At 50.2% G+C, this 17,787-nt stretch carries 4 protein-coding genes; all 4 read right to left on the bottom strand.

The features are described from left to right. Position 1: 1 nt before the first annotated feature. Genes JNUCC21_RS08985 through JNUCC21_RS08970 form a run of 4 tightly spaced genes read right to left on the bottom strand, consistent with a single transcriptional unit; the run spans position 2 to position 17,781 of the window. Positions 2-14,950 carry an amino acid adenylation domain-containing protein gene (locus JNUCC21_RS08985; RefSeq protein WP_369878746.1) on the bottom strand — a complete coding sequence of 4,983 codons (14,949 nt, stop codon included), beginning with the start codon at positions 14,948-14,950 and terminating at the stop codon, positions 2-4. Positions 14,951-14,989: 39 nt separating this feature from the next. Then, positions 14,990-15,739: a polyketide synthase gene (locus JNUCC21_RS08980; protein ID WP_094031721.1), complete on the bottom strand. Its 750-nt coding sequence runs from the start codon at positions 15,737-15,739 to the stop codon at positions 14,990-14,992. A 9-nt stretch (positions 15,740-15,748) separates the two neighbouring features. After that, positions 15,749-16,522 carry an enoyl-CoA hydratase/isomerase gene (locus JNUCC21_RS08975; protein WP_168984987.1) on the bottom strand — a complete coding sequence of 258 codons (774 nt, stop codon included), beginning with the start codon at positions 16,520-16,522 and terminating at the stop codon, positions 15,749-15,751. Beyond that, on the bottom strand, positions 16,519-17,781 hold the full coding sequence (locus tag JNUCC21_RS08970; protein ID WP_061581364.1) for a hydroxymethylglutaryl-CoA synthase family protein: 1,263 nt from the start codon (positions 17,779-17,781) through the stop codon (positions 16,519-16,521). Before JNUCC21_RS08970 ends, JNUCC21_RS08975 begins: the two co-directional genes overlap by 4 nt. Positions 17,782-17,787: the final 6 nt, after the last annotated feature.

Raw genomic sequence — 17,787 nt, 5'->3', positions numbered from 1 at the left:
GTTAAACCTCCACTTCATAGGTATCCCAGATGTTTGCCGCAGCTTTTTCGTTCGTTTCTTCTTTGCTGTCCGGCGAAATCAGCCGCTTATTTAATGCAGGCGGTGTTAAAGGATGGCGCTTGATTCGGCGCCCTTCGTCTTCCTGCCACGCTTCCACAATGACGTGGGCGTTTGTTCCGCCGTCGGCAAAGCAGTTAATTCCTGCCGCCGGCATTGGTGACGGCCAGTCTGCCAGAGTGCGGCTGAACTGAATATTGGCCTTTTCTCTATCAAAATGTGTGTTTTCATGCTCGCCTGATAAAAACGGGATAAAGCTCTTTTCTTTCAGCATGAGAACAACTTTTATGAAACTTGCAATTCCTTCCGCGCAAAGCGGGTGCCCGATGTTCGGTTTCACAGATCCGATTCCGAGCGGGCCGGAGTCTTTTGAACGGTAGACGGATTGAATGGCCTTCAGTTCTAACAGATCCGTCACGACCGTGCCTGAACCGTTCGCTTCAATATGAGTAATGTCTTCCGGCTGTTTTCCGCTTTTTTCAAGAGCCGTCTTCATGACGGATTTTTGCGCTTCCAGACTCGGCGTAGCAGGGCCTGCCGTTCTTCCGTCATTATTGACGGATGCCGCCTTCACTACGGCATAAATAGAATCTCCGTCTTCAATCGCCTGAGACACGGTTTTTAAAAGAACCATTCCGACACCCTCGCCCAGCACGACTCCATCGGCGCGTTCGTCAAATACATGGAACGACTGCGCTTTACTTAATATGCCGCGCTGTTCAAATAATTTATGGGTTTCTTCTGATTCAAACAGGCTCACGCCGCCGACGACGGCCGCTTTTATTTCTCCTGTTACAAGAGCCTGCACGGCCATATTCATTCCGACTAAAGCAGAAGAACAAGCTGTATCGAGGACAACGCTCGGGCCGCGCATATCAAAATATTGAGAGAGATTGGCGGCCAAATAATTCTGGCCCAGCGCGACGATCGGGTTTTTCGCATCCAGCAGTTTCTCTTCACCCGGTCTGTGACGGCTGCGTCCGCCGAGATACACACCTATTGCTTCTCCCTTTATCTCATCCGGCGTATAGCCAGCGTGATACCACAGGTTAAGGCATTCTTCCAGAGCGGCCAAAGCTTGAGGGTCCATTGCCTTTACATCTTCTTCAGCCAGTAAAAAGAAGTCCGGATCAAATTGATGAATTCCATCAAGCATCCCCGCGTAATAAGGCGTCTTCAAACCCCATCGCTCAGCCGGAACAGGACCGATAGCCGAACGGCCTTCAGCCAAAAGCGACCAGTACGCCTCTAAGGAAGCCGCCCCCGGAAACCGGCAGGACATGCCGACGACCGCGATATCTTCCCGGTGAATCTGTTTTCCGGCCGCCTCTTCTTGCACCTTAACGGCTTGTGTTTCAATCACCGGCTCAGCCGGCTTCTTCTTAACAGGCTCCGCCGCCAAATCAAACCGTTCTGACAAAACTTCTGTATATCCTTCGAGAAGCCAATTTGCGAAAGATTGAATCGTCGGATATTCATACAGAATGGACGGGTCAAGCGATGCCGAGAGATTCCGATTGATCCGCTGCAGAAGCTGAGCAAGAATAATGGAATCCACTCCGTAATCCTGGAATAATACGTCTGTCTCAAGCTGGTCCTGGTCAATCCGCAGCTCTTCAGAAAATAATTCTTTCAGCCATTCTTCTGTTTTCCTTGTTAATTGAGCGTTGTCTGCGGCAGCATAAGCGGTTTTTTCCGCCGGTTTTACCATAGCCGGACTCATTGGCTGATCCTGCCTGCTCCGCCGCAGGAACCGCTCCGGCTTCCACAGCTTAGGATTCAGAACGGCCGGCAGCACCGGGCCCCTTGCTGATTCAAGAAGTATTCCGTCAAGGAGCTGTAATCCTTCTGCATTCGTGATGCTGTATAGCCCGCTCTCTTTATAAGCTTTGTTCGTTACTTCGCCCATTCCGGTTTCTTTCCAGTTCGGCCACTGAATGCTTACGATCGGCAGCTGCTCTTTGTATGAGTTTGCAAAATAGTCCATATACGCATTGGCCATGGCATAGTCGGCCTGTCCTGCCGAAAGCGCCGGTATCGCAGCTGACACGGAAGAGAACAAGACGAAAAACTTCAGCGGCTCTTCGCTGAGCACACTGTATAACGCCTGAAGCCCGTCTACTTTCGGCTCGAGCACGCGCTGTATGTCTTCATCGGTTTTTCTGATGAATGCGAGCGTCTCTTTATCGGTCACACCCGCGCAGTGAATCACGCCGCCGATAGGTCCGAGCGTCTGTTTTATCTGACTCAGTTCCTGTCTCAGCCCGGCTTCATCAGCTAACGGGACTGACAATACCTTCACTTGTACACCTTTGGATTCCAAGTCGAGAACAGCTTCAATTTTCGCTTTTACAGAAGCCGGCACCCCATTCAGTCCGCCCGTCCACTCACTTCGCGGCGGAAGGGTCTCACGGCCTGTAAGCACCAGTTTTTTCACTCCGTAATGTTCGGCAAAATGGCGTGCGCATAAAAGACCGATCCCCCTCGTCCCTCCGGTGATCAGAAGCACATGGTTGTCCGAAAAATCAATTCTCTCGCCTTGCATATTCATATTTTCTGATCCGCTCAATACGGCGCGGTAGCGCAAGCCGTCCCTCCGGCAAACTTCCGCGTCATCAGTACGGGCATGAAACTCATCGGCAATCTGCTTCGCCAGTTCGTCATCCGAAAGCGCTCCTTCAAGGTCGAGATGCCTTGAAGACAGGTGACCGTACTCGCATGCCAGCATTCTGTACAGACCGGCCCGTTTTGCTCCTGTTGTTTGATTGGCTTCTTTATCTAGTGACTCAAGGTCTTTCGTGACACAAAGCAGTGCCATCCCTTCTTTATGCCCATGCTCAATCAATTGCTGAAGCCATTTGATTCCGGCCATGTCTTGAGAATCTTCTTTCGCTGCGCCGAGGAGGTCGATGACTCCGTCAAACGCCTGCCAGTCATATTCACCGGTAAGGTCTGATGCGGTGATGATACGGTGATTCGGCAGATGCGCTGCGATCTCTTCTGCGAGATTGATCGTGTCCCGGCCTGTCAAAATCGCAACGGAACGTGCGCACGGTTCACGCAGTTCGAGCGGGCTCAGTTCCCATTGTTTCGTCAAAATACGTTTCATCCGTTCCTCTGTATGGACCTTATTTTTGTCAGGATTCTCAGGCACCCAATACGTGTCTTTTGCGAACGGATATGACGGAAGACTGAGTAAACGCGGCGTACCCTTTTCATACAGCCGGTTCCAATTCAATACGCCGCCTTTCACCCATACTTCTGCCAGCTTGGCGAATTTTCCTTTTCTGATCCAGGCGTCAATGACGATGTCCATATCTTCATCTGCCGTGAACAAGGCAAACGTATCTTTATTGCGGTGAGACTGGCCGGTATACAGCCCGGCGATGTTTTTCTCATTTTTCGTAAATGCTTCCAGCTTTGTTTCCAATTCCGCCATCGTCGCTGCAAGAATGGCCAAGCGCTCTTCCATTTCGTCCCTTCCGGTTTGCAGCGTATAAGCGACGCCCGCCAAGTCTTGATCTGTATACGGCGTTTGACGGATCGCTTTTTGCAGCTGCTGCGCCTGTTCAAACAGTTTTTCTTTTGATTTGGCGGACAAAAGGATGATTGCCGGATTTTCCGGGCTGTGCTCAGGCTGAGCGGCTGCTTTCGGGACATACTCTTCAATGACGATATGGGCGTTGACCCCGCCGATGCCAAATGAACTGACCCCGGCCCGGCGCGGAATGGCATTTCCGTTTCTATCTTTTGCTGCCGTCCATTCCTGATTTTCCCGCACGATGTAGAAAGGACTGTCATCGAGCTGAATGTACGGATTGATCGTCTCGCAATGCAGGCTTTTCACCAGCGTTTTGTGCTTCATTTGCAAAAGCACTTTCATCACGCCTGATACCCCCGCGGCAAGCTCTAAATGGCCGATATTGCTTTTGACCGAACCGATGCCGCAGCGGTGACCGGAGACTTCAGGCTCTTGATTTGTTTTCGCCAGCTCGTGAAACGCTGCTTTCAAACCGTTTATTTCAATCGGGTCGCCCAATTCCGTTCCTGTACCGTGCGCTTCAATATACGTGACGGTGCTCGGGTCCACTCCCGCTTTCCGGTATGCTTTCACCAATAAATCAGCCTGCAGTTTCGGATTCGGCGAGGTTAACGTATTCGCCCGGCCGCCGTGGTTTTCAGCCGTACCGCGGATCACGCCGTAAATCGGATTGCCGTCACGTTCTGCATCTGTCAGTTTCTTCAGCATCAGAATTCCCGCGCCTTCTCCTCTGACATACCCGTTGGCATCTTTGGAGAAGGTTTTGCATTTTCCGTCTTTACTGAGCATGCCTGCTTTGCTGTAGCTGATATGCGCTTCTTCCGTCAGAATCGTATTGATTCCCCCGGCAATCGCCATGTCGCATTCTCCGTTTTCTATAGCGGATACCGCCCGGTGAATCGCCACAAGCGAGCTTGAACATGCCGTTTCAATCGGCTCGCTCGGCCCGTGAAGATTTAACAAATAGCTCAAACGGTTCGGACCTATGGAAGGAATCATGCTGCCTGTCGCCGCATGTCCTTCCGGCGCAAGACCTGCCCTTGTGAACAAATCTTTATAACCGGTATTTCCGGTGCCGATAAAGACGCCCGTATTTGTGCCGGAGAGGCTTTCCGGCTTACAGCCCGCATCTTCTATCGCCCGCCATGCATAAGTCAATAACAGCCGCTGCTGCGGATCTAAATATTGGGCTTCCCGCGGTGAAATCCCAAAGAACAGCGGATCAAATTCAGCTATTCCGTCGATAAAGCCGCCCCACTTGATATTCGTTTTGTTCCCTTCAAGATTCGGGTCGCCATCAAACGCTTGCCAATCCCAGCGTTCTTTCGGAATGGTTGTGATCGAATCCTTTCCTTCTTTCAAATTGCGCCAAAATTCCTCTATATCCTTTGCACCCGGGAATCGGCCGCTGATTCCGACAATGGCAACCGGGTCCAAGCGGCGCGGCTCTTGTGTCGCTGCCGCGGCGTTCATTACCGTTGCGAAGCGCTTTTTCCGCTGCATTTTCGGTTTTTGGGCTTTTGGCTGCTCTTTTTTCGGAGACTCTTTCTTCTTTTCGCCGAAACGGCCCGGATGCTCTTTTGCCAAATATCCGGCGAGATTGCTGATCGTTCCGTACTCAAAGAAAATCGTCGGAGCCAGCTCCAGCTGATACGCTTCATTTAATTGATTCGTAAAGACGGTAAACGATACGGAATCAAAACCGTATTCACTCAATTCCGTATCTGTCTCAACGTCCTCACGGTCCACTTTTAAAATGCCGCTTACCATGGCTGTCAAAGCGGTGTGAAGCGTTTGAAGAGATTCTTCTGCATCGTGTTTTTCTTCCGGCTGAGAAGGAAGGCCGGCTTCTGCCTCATCCGTCAAATACTCTGCTAAACTGCGGATCGTCCCGTATTCGAAGAAGATCGTCGGCGCCAGCTCCAGCTGATACACTTCATTTAATTGATTCGTAAAGACGGTAAACGATACGGAATCAAAACCGTATTCACTCAGTTCCGTATCAATATCAATCTCGTCTTGGCCGACTTTTAAAATTGAACTGACCAATCGGATAAGCGCACCGTGCCATTTGTCTCCCGAAACGGCGGATACAGGCTCAATTTTCTCCACCTGCGGCTTTTCAGTTTCAGAAACGGATAGGAACGACTGTTTTAATTTTGCTGCGTGTCCCTCGGCTGCTAAAAGCTGCGGCTTTTCCTGAGCCATTCCTTCATAAAATGCAGCCAGGCCTGACGCCTTTTGAAGCGGAACCATGCCGAAAGCTTTTTTCATCATTCTCTCCGTCTCGTCTCCCGCCTGCATCCCGCCATCTTTCCACAGCGTCCAGTTAAAGGCGACCGTTTTTCCGTGCCGAAGGCCATTCTCCGTAAGGGATTGCCTGTAAGCGGCGTATGCATCCATAAACGCGTTGCCGGCGGCATAATCAGCCTGCCCGACATTGCCGAGAACGCCGGAAACACTGGAGAACAATACAAAAAAGTCAAGATTGCAGTCTTTGCTGGCTTCATCTAAATAAGCGGTTCCGATGACTTTCGGATCAAGCACTTCTCTGAACTCTTCCTTCGTTTTTTGCAGCAGAAAGCGGTCTTGTATCACTCCCGCAGCGTGAATAATTCCGTTAAGCTTTCCGAATTCCGCCGTAATCTCTTTTATCAGCGCTTCATTTTCCCGCCGGTCTGCCGCATTCAGCTTTTTGTAGACGACATTTGCGCCTGAGTGCTGAAGCATAGCAAGCTCACGCTGTTTGGCTTCTGTCAGATTTGAGCGGCCGGTCAGAATGATTTTCGGATGTTTTACGCGACCTGCGATTTCTTTTGCGAACATCAACCCCAGGCTTCCTGCCCCTCCCGTAATCAGATATACGCCTTCGTCCTTCCAGACGATGCCGCCCCCTGCGGGATGCATTTCTTCCCAAGCCTTCACATACCGTTTTTCTCCTTTATAACGGATATGTTTATCATGCGGCCGATGACTGTCATTTTTCAGTTTTTGAGCGACAGCCGGCATTTCGCCGATTGATTCCATTTCGATGAGCTGACAGTCAAGTTTTCCGTATTCCAGCTCGGCTGTTTTTAACAAACCTGTTAACCCCGCAAACAATTGCTGGCTGCCGTCTGCTGAAATAACAGTCTGAATCAGAATGCGGCCCTGCCTTTTTTCGCTGATGATCCGCCGGATGTGTTCAGCGATTGTCTGCGCGTAGCTTTGGAAGCGTTCAGCGGCTGTTTCACCCTCACCTTCTGCAATCAGCAGTTCGGCGTCTTTCAGGCTTGATGCCGCTTCATCTTTTATACGGCAGGCATCTTCAGAAAGTATGATCAAATGCTCATCAGCATGGACAGAAGCTTTCTCGGATGCGGTTGCTTCTTTCCAGACCGGTGCAAACAAGACCTTTTCCGATCCTGATGGCGGCTGAGCCGATTCTGCATCGCCTTCAAGCACTCTCGTAGAGAATCCTCTCACCTTCACGCAAAGCGCTCCTGTTTCGTCGAACAGGTCAATGTCGGCTTTCTGCACGGAATCACCGGTTTGATATCCTTCACTGAAGCGTGCATGCGCCCGCATAGCCGGCGTGCATGCTTTGACGACTTCAAGATATTCCAGTGCAAACGGCAGAATCAGCTTTTGTCCGGAAAACTCCTGCATAATGCAGATCGTCGCCGTCTGAATAGCTGAATCAATGATGCTCGGATGAAGCGTAAATTGTCCGTTCGTGTGAGAAACAGAATCCGGAAGCTGTATGTCCGAGAGCACTTCTTTATCACCGATAAAGGCGGACTTAATGCCTTGGAAGGCTTTTCCGTGGAACATCCCCCTGCTCCGGCCCTCCCGATAAAAGGCCGCCGGATCAAGAATGTCCGCTGTGCACCTGTTTTGTATGGCAGAAAGGTCGGCCTCAGGCTCTCGTTCAGCCTTTATGATCTCGGCCCGTCCTTGGCTGTGCAGCACTTCTTCGCCGTCAGCGTTTACGCTGTAAATGTCATATGAGATGATGCCGTCCTCTTCAGGGAACAGCGCAATATGGACCTGGCGCTCTTGTTCGTGAACGACGATCGGTTTCATCCAGATGGTATGATGGAGCGTTATTCTGTCTTGGTCTTTTAATAAGCTGCCAAGCGCCCGTTTTACCGCTTCATAAGACATTTCCAAATATGCCGCTCCCGGCAGCACCGCTTTTTCCCTGACCACATGATCCTTTAGGAAAAATTCTGAGCCTGTAAACCGTGAACTGAACCGCTGAACGGCCAAATCCGACGTGTTTTGCTGCACGAGCGGGTGTAAAACTGAGACTCCGGTGTGTGCGGCAGATGTGTTCTTTTCTGCTTTTTTCGGCCAGTACGGCTCCTTTGCAAACGGGTAGACCGGCACGCTGATTCGTTTCGGATGCTTGTCTTTGTAAAGCTTGTGCCAATTAATGGCGACGCCTTTACTCCACATTTCACAGAGCTTCGGTCCTTTTCCTTTCGCAAGCCATTTCTCAATGAGTTCAGCGCTGTCATCATCATCAGAAAGCCAGGCAATATCTTTCGCCTGCTGTTTTTCTCCTCTGAAGCAGCCTGTTACTGCCGGCTTATCATTGATAAAATCGGCAAGCTGCCGCTTCAGCTCCGCAGTGCCGCTTGTGATAAAGGCCGCGCGCTCTTCCATCGCTTCCCTTCCGACTTGGAACGTGTAGGCAAGATCAGCGAGGTCTGTGTCCGTTTTTCTTTCCAGAAAAGCCAGCAGCTGTTTTGCGTACTCCTTCAGACGGTCTTTTTTTCTGGCAGACAACGGAATGATGAACGGACCCGCAGCGTCTGCTGCTTCAGATGCATCCGGATATTGTTCAAAAATCGCGTGTGTGTTTGTCCCGCCAAGACCGAAAGAGCTTAAAGCCATGCGGTGCGCTCTGTTCTCACGAGTTAACTCTTTCTTTTCTTCCGCTACGTAAAACGGAGAGTCTTCTAAATGAAGATTCGGGTTCGGCTCTTTGTAATTGATGCTCGGCGCGATTTCCTGATGATATAAGCTCATGACAACCTTGATGCAGCCCGCCATTCCGGCCGCTGTATCCAAATGCCCGAGATTTGTTTTGACTGAACCGATGCCGCAGTATTGTTTTTTATCTGTATATCGGCCGTACACCGATTGAAGTGCGGACAGTTCGATCGGGTCACCGAGTTTTGTTCCTGTGCCGTGAGCTTCGACGTACGCGATCGTTTCGGGATGTATGCCCGTCTGATCAATGACCTTCTTAATGACCTCAGCCTGTCCTTTGACGCTCGGCGCATAAAATCCGACCTTATCCGCTCCGTCGTTATTGACGCCGATTCCGCGCAGCAGCGCATAAATATGGTCGCCGTCCTTAACGGCATCAGACGCTTTTTTCAAGAGCACGGCGCCGGCTCCTTCACCGCCGATCATTCCGTCAGCATCCGCGTCAAACGCTTTAATATGCCCGTCGCTCGAAAAATTCAGCCCCGGCTGATGAACATATCCGGCGCTTGATTCCGTATGAAGGGTCGCACCGCCGACAAGGGCGTACTTGGCTTCGCCGGACTGCAGGCTTTGAAAAGCCGAATGCAGGCCGATTAACGAAGATGAGCAGTTGGCATGGACAAAATAGCTCGGCCCTTTCAACCCGAGTTTATGAGAAATCATCGTCGGAATCGTACCGCTTTGGGCAAGCACCCATGACACGTAGCCATCCGGCGTTTCCAGCTGTGCTGTCGTCTCCTCCGGCAGCAGGCTGCGGTAAGAGTTCGTGCTGGCAGACATATACACGCTTGTTTCTGGAATTTCTTTGGAGATATACCCCGCATCCTCGATTGCCTTCCATGAATGGAGCAAAAGCATTCTCAGCTGAGGGTCCATATATTCCGCATCTTTCGGTGAAAAGCCGAAGAAACCGGGATCAAACATTTCTTTCCCCTCTAAAACTGATTTAGCCGGAACGAAGCCGGGATGATCAGCCAGTTCTTCAGAAATACCGAATCGGCGGAGCTCTTCTTTTGAAAAGAAGGTGATGCTTTCTTTGCCTTCTTTGATGTTATTCCAAAATTCATAATGATCTTTCGCTCCCGGAAACTCACAGGATATACCGATAACCGCAAGGCTGTCCTCGTAATAATCGGGAAATTCTCCCGCCGGATGTTCCCGGTCTTCTGCATTCACTTTCTTTTGCGGTACAGGAGCCAAAAAGGCTTCTTTCGGTTTTTGTTCAGCGATATACCGGCTGATGTCTTTTACCGTCGCGTATTCAAACAGCTCCGTTACACTGAATTCACAATCCAGTTCCTGCGTCATCCGGTCAGTGACAGTCACGGCAAGAAGCGAATCTCCCCCCGCATCAAAAAAGCGGTCATCAAGCTCTACATCTTTGCTTTTCAATACATCCTGCCAAATCGCCAGCACCGCCTGCTGGATATGAGATGATGAAAATGTTTGTGTGTCCGGCTGCTTTTCCGTCAGATCGCGGGCAGCAAGAAGCTTGCGGTCCACTTTTCCGTTCGGCGTAAGCGGCAGCTCTTCAAGACGGATAAACGAAGCTGGCGTCATATAGGCCGGCAGCGCTTGTTTCAAATGATTGCGCAATTCCTTTGCAGACGGAAGCGGCTCTCCGTTTTTCCGGATATAAAACGCGCAAAGCTTCTCATTTCCGGAGTGATTGTTCACAACCACTACACTTTCCTGTACGGCCGGATAGGCATTCAGCCTGCTCTCAATATCTCCGGGTTCAATCCGGTAGCCGCGGATTTTAACTTGGGTATCCATCCGTCCCATGTATTCAATGCGGCCGCCGGGAAGAAAACGCGCCATATCGCCTGTTTTATAAAGCTTTGATCCCAGTTCGAGCCGGTGGCTGACGAAAGCTTTATCTGTCAGCTCAGGCTTGTTGAAATACCCTCTTGCCAATCCGTCTCCCGCAATACAAAGTTCTCCCGGCACCCCTTCTAAAACAGGGTTGAGACCGGAATCCATAATATACACGCGGGTATTGGCGATCGGGCGCCCGATCGTAAGCGCGCTCTCATTTTTCGTTATCCGCTGCGCCGCGGACCAGATTGTCGTCTCTGTCGGCCCGAACATATTCCAAGCCTCGCTTTTCGTATCGAGAAACTGCTGCTTCAATTGTTCGCTAAGCGCCTCTCCGCCGCAAAGGATTTTCACATTTTCTTCATTTGACCATCCGGAATGAAAGAGCATTTTCCATGTAAACGGCGTCGCCTGCATGATCGTCGGTTTGTACTCTTGAATCAGCTCTTTCAGCTTCCGTGCGTCTTTTGTGACTTCTGTCTTACAGATGTTGCACTCCGCTCCTTTAATTAAAGGAAGGTAAAGCTCCAGGGCCGCGATGTCAAAGCAATATGTCGTGACGGCAAGCAGTTTGTCTTCGGACGAAAGCCCCGGTTCATTCGCCATCGAGATTAAGAAATTGGTCAGCGCCCGGTGCGGAATCATCACGCCTTTCGGTTTGCCCGTGCTGCCCGACGTGTAAATGACATACGCCAGATCGTCAGGTGTCACTAACCGCTTCAGCGACGTTCTTTCCGCGGCTGTACTTTCAATATGAGACCAATCGCGGTCAATGGCAGTTGTCTGCACGCCTCCCCAGTTCAAAGAGTGCTCTAAATCAGCTGTCGTCAGGCACATTGAAATCCTGCTGTCGGCGATCATATATTCCAATCTGTCAGCGGGATAAGAAGGATCAAGCGGCACATACGCTCCCCCGGCTTTTAAAATGCCGAGAAGTCCGACAGCCATATGCAATGAACGGTCTGTATAAATGCCGATGAGATCATCAGGGCCTGCACCGTGCGCCTGCAAATAGAGCGCCAGCTTCGTGCTTTTTTCATTAAGCTCACGGTACGTCAGCTGTTGCTGTTCATACACGACCGCACAAGCGTCCGGCGTTTCTGCCGCCTGACGTTCGAATAATTCATGGAAGCAGGCATCCGGATATTCACGGCTTGTCTCATTCCAAGTCTTAAGAATCATGTGCTCCTCTCTTTTTGTCATGAGAGAAACGTTCTCAAGCGGCCTATCCGGATTCGCCGTCAAAGCTTCAGCAGCTTGTACAAATTGGCTGAAAAGTCTGGCCGCCCCTGCTTCGTCGAATAATTCGGTGCTGTATTTAATCGTAAGATCCATACCTGATGCTTCTTCCCACATTTCAAATACAAGATCATATTCCCCCTCCTGATGAATGTCTTTTACAAACTCACAGGAGAATTCCTTGTATTCATCAAGCATCGATTGATAGCTGGAATGCTGCAGAAAGTTCTGATAGAAAAAGGCATTGCTGAAAACAGGCGAACCGTTCTGCAGGGGTTTCGCATGCACATCACGTACCATTTTCGGAAACGGATAAAAGGAGTGATCCAGTCCGTCCAGAACGGCATCCTGCACCTTTTGAACAAAGTCAGCAAATGTTTCTTTTCGTCCGGCTCTGCTCCGTATGGGAAGCATGTTGAGGAAATGGCCGACCACTCCGTCAAAGCGTTCTTCGGGTCTGACCATTGCAGGCATGCCTGTCACAATATCTTCCTTATCCGTATATTTGCTTAAAAGCACCATATAGCAGCTCAGCATGACGGTAGACAAATGAATCGAACGGGATGCGGCAAACGCCGTTATATTATTCAGCAGCCGTTCGGGAAGACGGCGTGTCAGCGTATCTTCTGTAAACTCCGGAACACTGCTGTCCGTGCGCATCGGCGGAAGCTGAAGATCAGGCAGATCGCCCTCGAGCTGTTTCATCCAGTAAGCGCGGGCAGCTTTGCTTTCTTCACCCGCTAAATACCGCTTTTCCCAAGCCGCGAAATCGGGATGAATACCGGGAGCGGCAGCCGTAAACTCTTCTTTTCCCTCCAGCAGCGCCTGATAATGTTCCAGCAGACTGTGAATAAATGTAATGGATGAAATGCCGTCAAACACGATGTGGTGAATGACCGTCAAAAGATAATGTTCCTCGGCGGATTTTGAAAGCAGCTGCACGCGCAGTAAAGGTCCGCTTTCTTTGACAAACGGCTCTTTCACTTTTTTCCGTATCAGAGCGGATATTTGTGATTCATTGACGTCAGAAATATCTTCTTCCGAGAATACAAAAGGATCTGCCGCTTCTATGAAATAAAACCCGCCGTCTGTTTCATTCACGGCGCTTTTGAGCATCGGATGCTGCTTTAATACGAGCTGAAACGCCTGTTTCAGTTTCTCTTTGTCGATTCCGGATGTGAATCGGAAACAGAGCGGGACATGGTATGCAGTCGTTTCAGGCGACATTTTCTGCAATGTCCACAGCCCTTTTTGGACTTCTGAAAGCGCTGGCGCCGTTTGCCGTCTCTCCCGTTCTGCCGGCGGTTCGGCTTTTTGGGGATGATGGTCCGCTGACATGTTTGCCGCTTTTTCAGCAGTATAAGCCGCTAAAGCGCCAATCGTCGGGTTTTTGTGCAGCTCTCTTGCTGTCAGCCGGATGTGATACGTTTTTTCAATTGATCTGGCGAGTTTCATCATCTTGATGGAATTGACGCCAAGACTTTGAAACGGTGTATTTGGATCAACGAGCTCATCCGCGATGGAAAGTTCCTCTTTCAGAAAACGGATAAAATCCCGTTCAATTTCTTTCTCTGCAGAAGCCGTGTCTGAATTGCCGCCTTCTTGTCTGTTATTATGTAATGAATCAAATTGCCCTTGTTCAAATGAATGTTTCAGCTGAGTGCGCTGGATTTTCCCGATCGCCGTCTTAGGAATGTCTTCTTTTGCGACCGGAAGCAGATAATCAGGGGTAACGCCGATTCTCTGTGTCACGTGCTGGTGAATGTGGTGAAGAAGCTTCGTCATGCGGTTCTCATCCAACGGAACAGATGTCACAAAGAAAATCGCCAGCTCATCTGTCGTGCTTTGATTCGGCCGGACGGCGCATGCCGCTGTATATGACGTTTCAATTTCCGGCAATTCCTCAACGGCTGATTCAATGGCATGGCTGTAATAATTCACACCGTTGATAATGATGGCATCTTTCGTGCGCCCCGTTATCGTCAGGCGGCCTTCACGCAGAAATCCGAGATCTCCCGTTTCAAACCAGCCGTCTTCTGTAAAGACACTCTCATTTAAGTCCGGGCGCTCATAATATCCGCTCGTTACAGTCAGACCCGACACTTGGAAGCGGCCGATTTCTCCTTCTTCCACCACTTGATTGCGGTCATCCGTAATTCTCATATTAAATCCCGGGATCGGCAGACCGATCTCGACGAAACGATCGTCGTCATTCGTGTTTTCCAGTGTAAACTCATCTGAGAAAATAACGCCCGAAGACGTTTCGGACATTCCCCATGCGGGTCGGATGGCATTAGCCGGCAGACCGTGCGGCTCTAAAAGCTCCATGATTCTGCGTCCGACTTTCGCAACCGCGGCCTCCCCGCCGTTCAGCATGTAACGCATGGAAGATAAGTCCCATTTCCGCGTTTGAATCTCTTCTGCAAAATCAGCAAGCAGCCCAAAGGCAAAATTTGGGGCCCACGTGACCGAAGCGCGGTAATGATCAATCAGGTCGAGCCATTTTAAAGGGTCCATCAAAATGGATTCGCTCGGTATGTTGATTTCCTCACATCCGAGATAAACATCACGCAGATGAAGCATTCCGATGCCGCCGACATGGTCAAAAGGCATCCAGTTAAACGTGACATCCTCACTTGTATAGCCCTGCATCTGAATATTTCCTTTGACCATGCAGACGATGTTTTCATGGCTGAGCATCACGGCTTTCGGCGTGCCCGTGCTTCCCGAGGTCAAAAGCAGCATCGCCAAATCTTCGGGACGGGGATGATGACAGTCCGTATCCATTTCGTGCGCACTGAGATCTTCTGCCGCCAAAGCGCAAAACCCGGAAAGCCCCTGCTCCTCCGCCCATTCAGTCATCTCCGGCAGCACGTCACGGCTTGTGATGACATACGGCTGATTCAAAAGCGTCCAGGCGTCTTTCAGTTTTTGCGTCCCGCTGTTCATTTCTGTATAAGCCGGAGCGGCCGCAAGCGGAACCGGGATCGCTCCTAAAAAAACACAGCCCCAAAAAGCAGGAATGAGCTGGGAATTGTCACTGAGCTGTAATATGACTTCATCCTGAGCCTTCACTCCTGATTGGCGGAGCCCTTTCACAATCGAAAGAGCGATCTTTTTCAGGCCGCTGTAAGTCTGGTACACTTTGGTGCCGTCAGGCTGTATATATGTGATACCCTTTTGATCTCCCGCTGCCGCGGCGGTTTTGTGCAGGACTTCAGGAATCGTCATCGGCTGATCCGCTGAAAGCCGCAATGATTTTCCATAGCTGACAGATGGCTTGAGTAACCCGCTTGCCTTCATATCACTTTTCATAGAGCTGCCTCCATTTCATCTGTATGTAAGATGTATGTCTTATACTCCGTACATCGTCGTGATTCGTTTTTTCACTTCATCATCATGAAACGTCTCATCGTGCATGATTAACTCCTTCTCAATGACAGCCGGAAGCTGCTCGCGAAACGGCGTCACCAAGTGCCTTTTCAATGTAATTAAAGAGTTTCTCGGTTTTTCTGCAAGCTCACGGGCCAATTCCTGCGCATAGTCTAATACTTCCTGCCGAGGAAGCACCGGAAAAGGCACCCCTCTTTTCTCCAGGTCACCGCCGCGGTAGTGGCCGCCGTTTAACAGCATTTCATGGCCGAGGCTTGCCCCAAGCTTCTCCGGAACGATAAAGGTAGCGCCCATTCCGGGGGTGAAACCGTATTTCATAAAGTTTGCGGTATACACGCTTTCTTTGCTTAAAATGACAAAATCACTGAAAAGCCCCATGACAAACCCGCCTCCGATTCCGTGGCCCTGCATGGCGGAAATGACGGGGATATCACATTCCAGCGCCAAAGAGTACAATTTGTCTTCCGTAAACTTCGTGATGCCCTGCTGAATCCTGAGCAGGCCTTCCTGTGTGCCTCCGGAAGCAAAGTAATGGCCGTATCCTGTTAAAATCACAGCTTTATAGACTGACGATTTTTTTATACGGGTGAATGCTTCCATCAATCCATCCGTCAGTTCTTTGGAGAAGGCGTTTTTATGGGCTTTATCCTGCATTGTCACTTGGATAATATCCGGTTCAATTTCGAGCAGTTCAACTGCGGCGTTCGGCATGATATCCTCCTAACTGTTCTCCGTTTCCCAAGGAAGCCGTCCCGTTTCTGCATAACGGGTGATGGCTGATTGGTTATCCGGATCTGAAAACATCGCTTGATTTTCGGCTAAAGCAATGGATTTCGAACGATGAACAAGGTCGTTTAAGGAATCCATGTATTGTTTATAGCGGATGACTGCTTTTTTCGACAGAGGGCGAAGACGCAGCAAATGCTTTCTCAGCTCTGTTGCTGAGTCCGGGACGCATACGTCACAAAGTCCCCATTCAAGCGCCTGGCGTGCCGGCACGGGCTTTGTCATAATCGTCATATAATGCGCCTTTTGAAATCCGATTCTTTGAATTAAAAACGGCAGAACGCAGGCCGGATAAAGTCCGAATAACAGTTCAGATAAACTGAACGAAGCATTCTCCTCTGCAATGACGATATCGCACGCGGCGGCAAAACCGACACCTCCCGCATTTACTTGTCCGCGGACGCGAGCGATTGTGATGTACGGCCCGGATTTTAATGCCAGCCACAAACGGTAAAGCGGCTCCTGCGATTCCGCATGCTGCATTCCCTGCCTCATTTTCCGGTACATCTCATCAAAATCCGCCCCGAAACAAAATACCTCCGGGTGCCCTTCAAGCACTACGGAGGTCACGGAGTCTTCACATTCAGAAAGAATATGCAGGCATTCCTCCACTAAACGCTCATTAATCGTATTGTTGGCTTCAGGCCGATCAAAGGTGATGAAGCAGACATTTTGCTGAAAACGGACGTTTATCGTTTCATAGGTCACGATATCCACCTGTATTTCCGATGAAATTCCGTGATTTCTTCCAAATATAAACGAGGGCTCCCGGCATGATGGTCTAAAATGTTCGGAATCATATTCATATCCAATTTGACATTCCGGGTTCCGAACTTCACCAGACCGCTGCCTTTAAACAGTTCTTCATACTCTTCCATGGACAGCCTGTATCTGTTGTTCAGATGCTCTTCTATTTTGAAAGAATGCTGCCGCGCTTGCCCTTCAGGCGTCACAACGCCGCTGTAAAATTCTGAACAGCATCCGGAGCCGTAGGAGAAACAGCCGATCCGCTTAGAAGTGTCGAATCCCCCTTGGTCAATCGTGCTTGCAAGAGCCAGTAAAGAGGCTGCTCCCATAATATTTCCGACTCTTTGGCAATAGCGGAGCCCCGGCTCTACTCTGGTTTGAAAATCCTGTTCGATTTCAGCGTTTTTCGCTTTTGCAAGCTTGCGCATCATCGTCCGGTGGGCCCCTTTGACCATGCCGCCAAACGGTGTATGGAAGGCAAGATAGTGAAACGTCTCTTTGTAGTCAGCGCCCGGCACACGGTTTTTGTACTCGCGAAATGTCTGTTCACAGCAATCGAGGTAAGACATCAATGACAAATCGGCGTCACCGGCTTCACTGTCCGGGATCGGACGGCATGTATCCATCACCTCATAGCCGTAGTAGCCGTTAGCGCCCGCATCCGCCTGAAATACAATTGGATTTTCACCGATCAATAAGGCGACGGCACCCGCTCCGGCGCTCGGTTCTGCGTAAGACCAATCCTCGCTTAACGCATCGCCGCCTTCGGCAATTAAAAACCGGGAAATATCCGTCGCGACGACAAGCGCCTTCGCTCCGGGGGATGTCTGCGACAAAATAAAGTTAAGCGCCATCTGCAAACCCGCCGTTCCTGAATAACAGGCTTGTTTCAGTTCAAATAAACGGCAGTTCCGGTTGAGGCCTAAGTAATCATGAATATATGTACTGAGTGATTTTCCGAAGTCAATGCCGGACTCCGAGCAGGTAATCAGCAGCTCGATTCTGTCTTTTTCAGCCTCTGTCAATCGGTCGATAATCGGCTTTGCCGCGTTAACGCCGAATGTAACAGGGTCTTCGTACGGAAGCGCCACCGCTTTTTCTTTCATCAGTAAATTCTCAAATCTGGCAGGGTCTAAGTTTCTGTACTCCGCCAGCTGCATGACATCAAGGTATGCTGTCCCGCCAAACACATTTATCGCTTCTATTCCGGCAGCCGCCATGAACTT

The organism is Bacillus sp. JNUCC-21, assembly GCF_041222765.1.
Classification (GTDB): domain Bacteria; phylum Bacillota; class Bacilli; order Bacillales; family Bacillaceae; genus Bacillus; species Bacillus velezensis.
The sequence above is the reverse complement of the archived record's forward strand: the minus strand, read 5'-3'. Positions and strand labels throughout refer to the sequence as shown.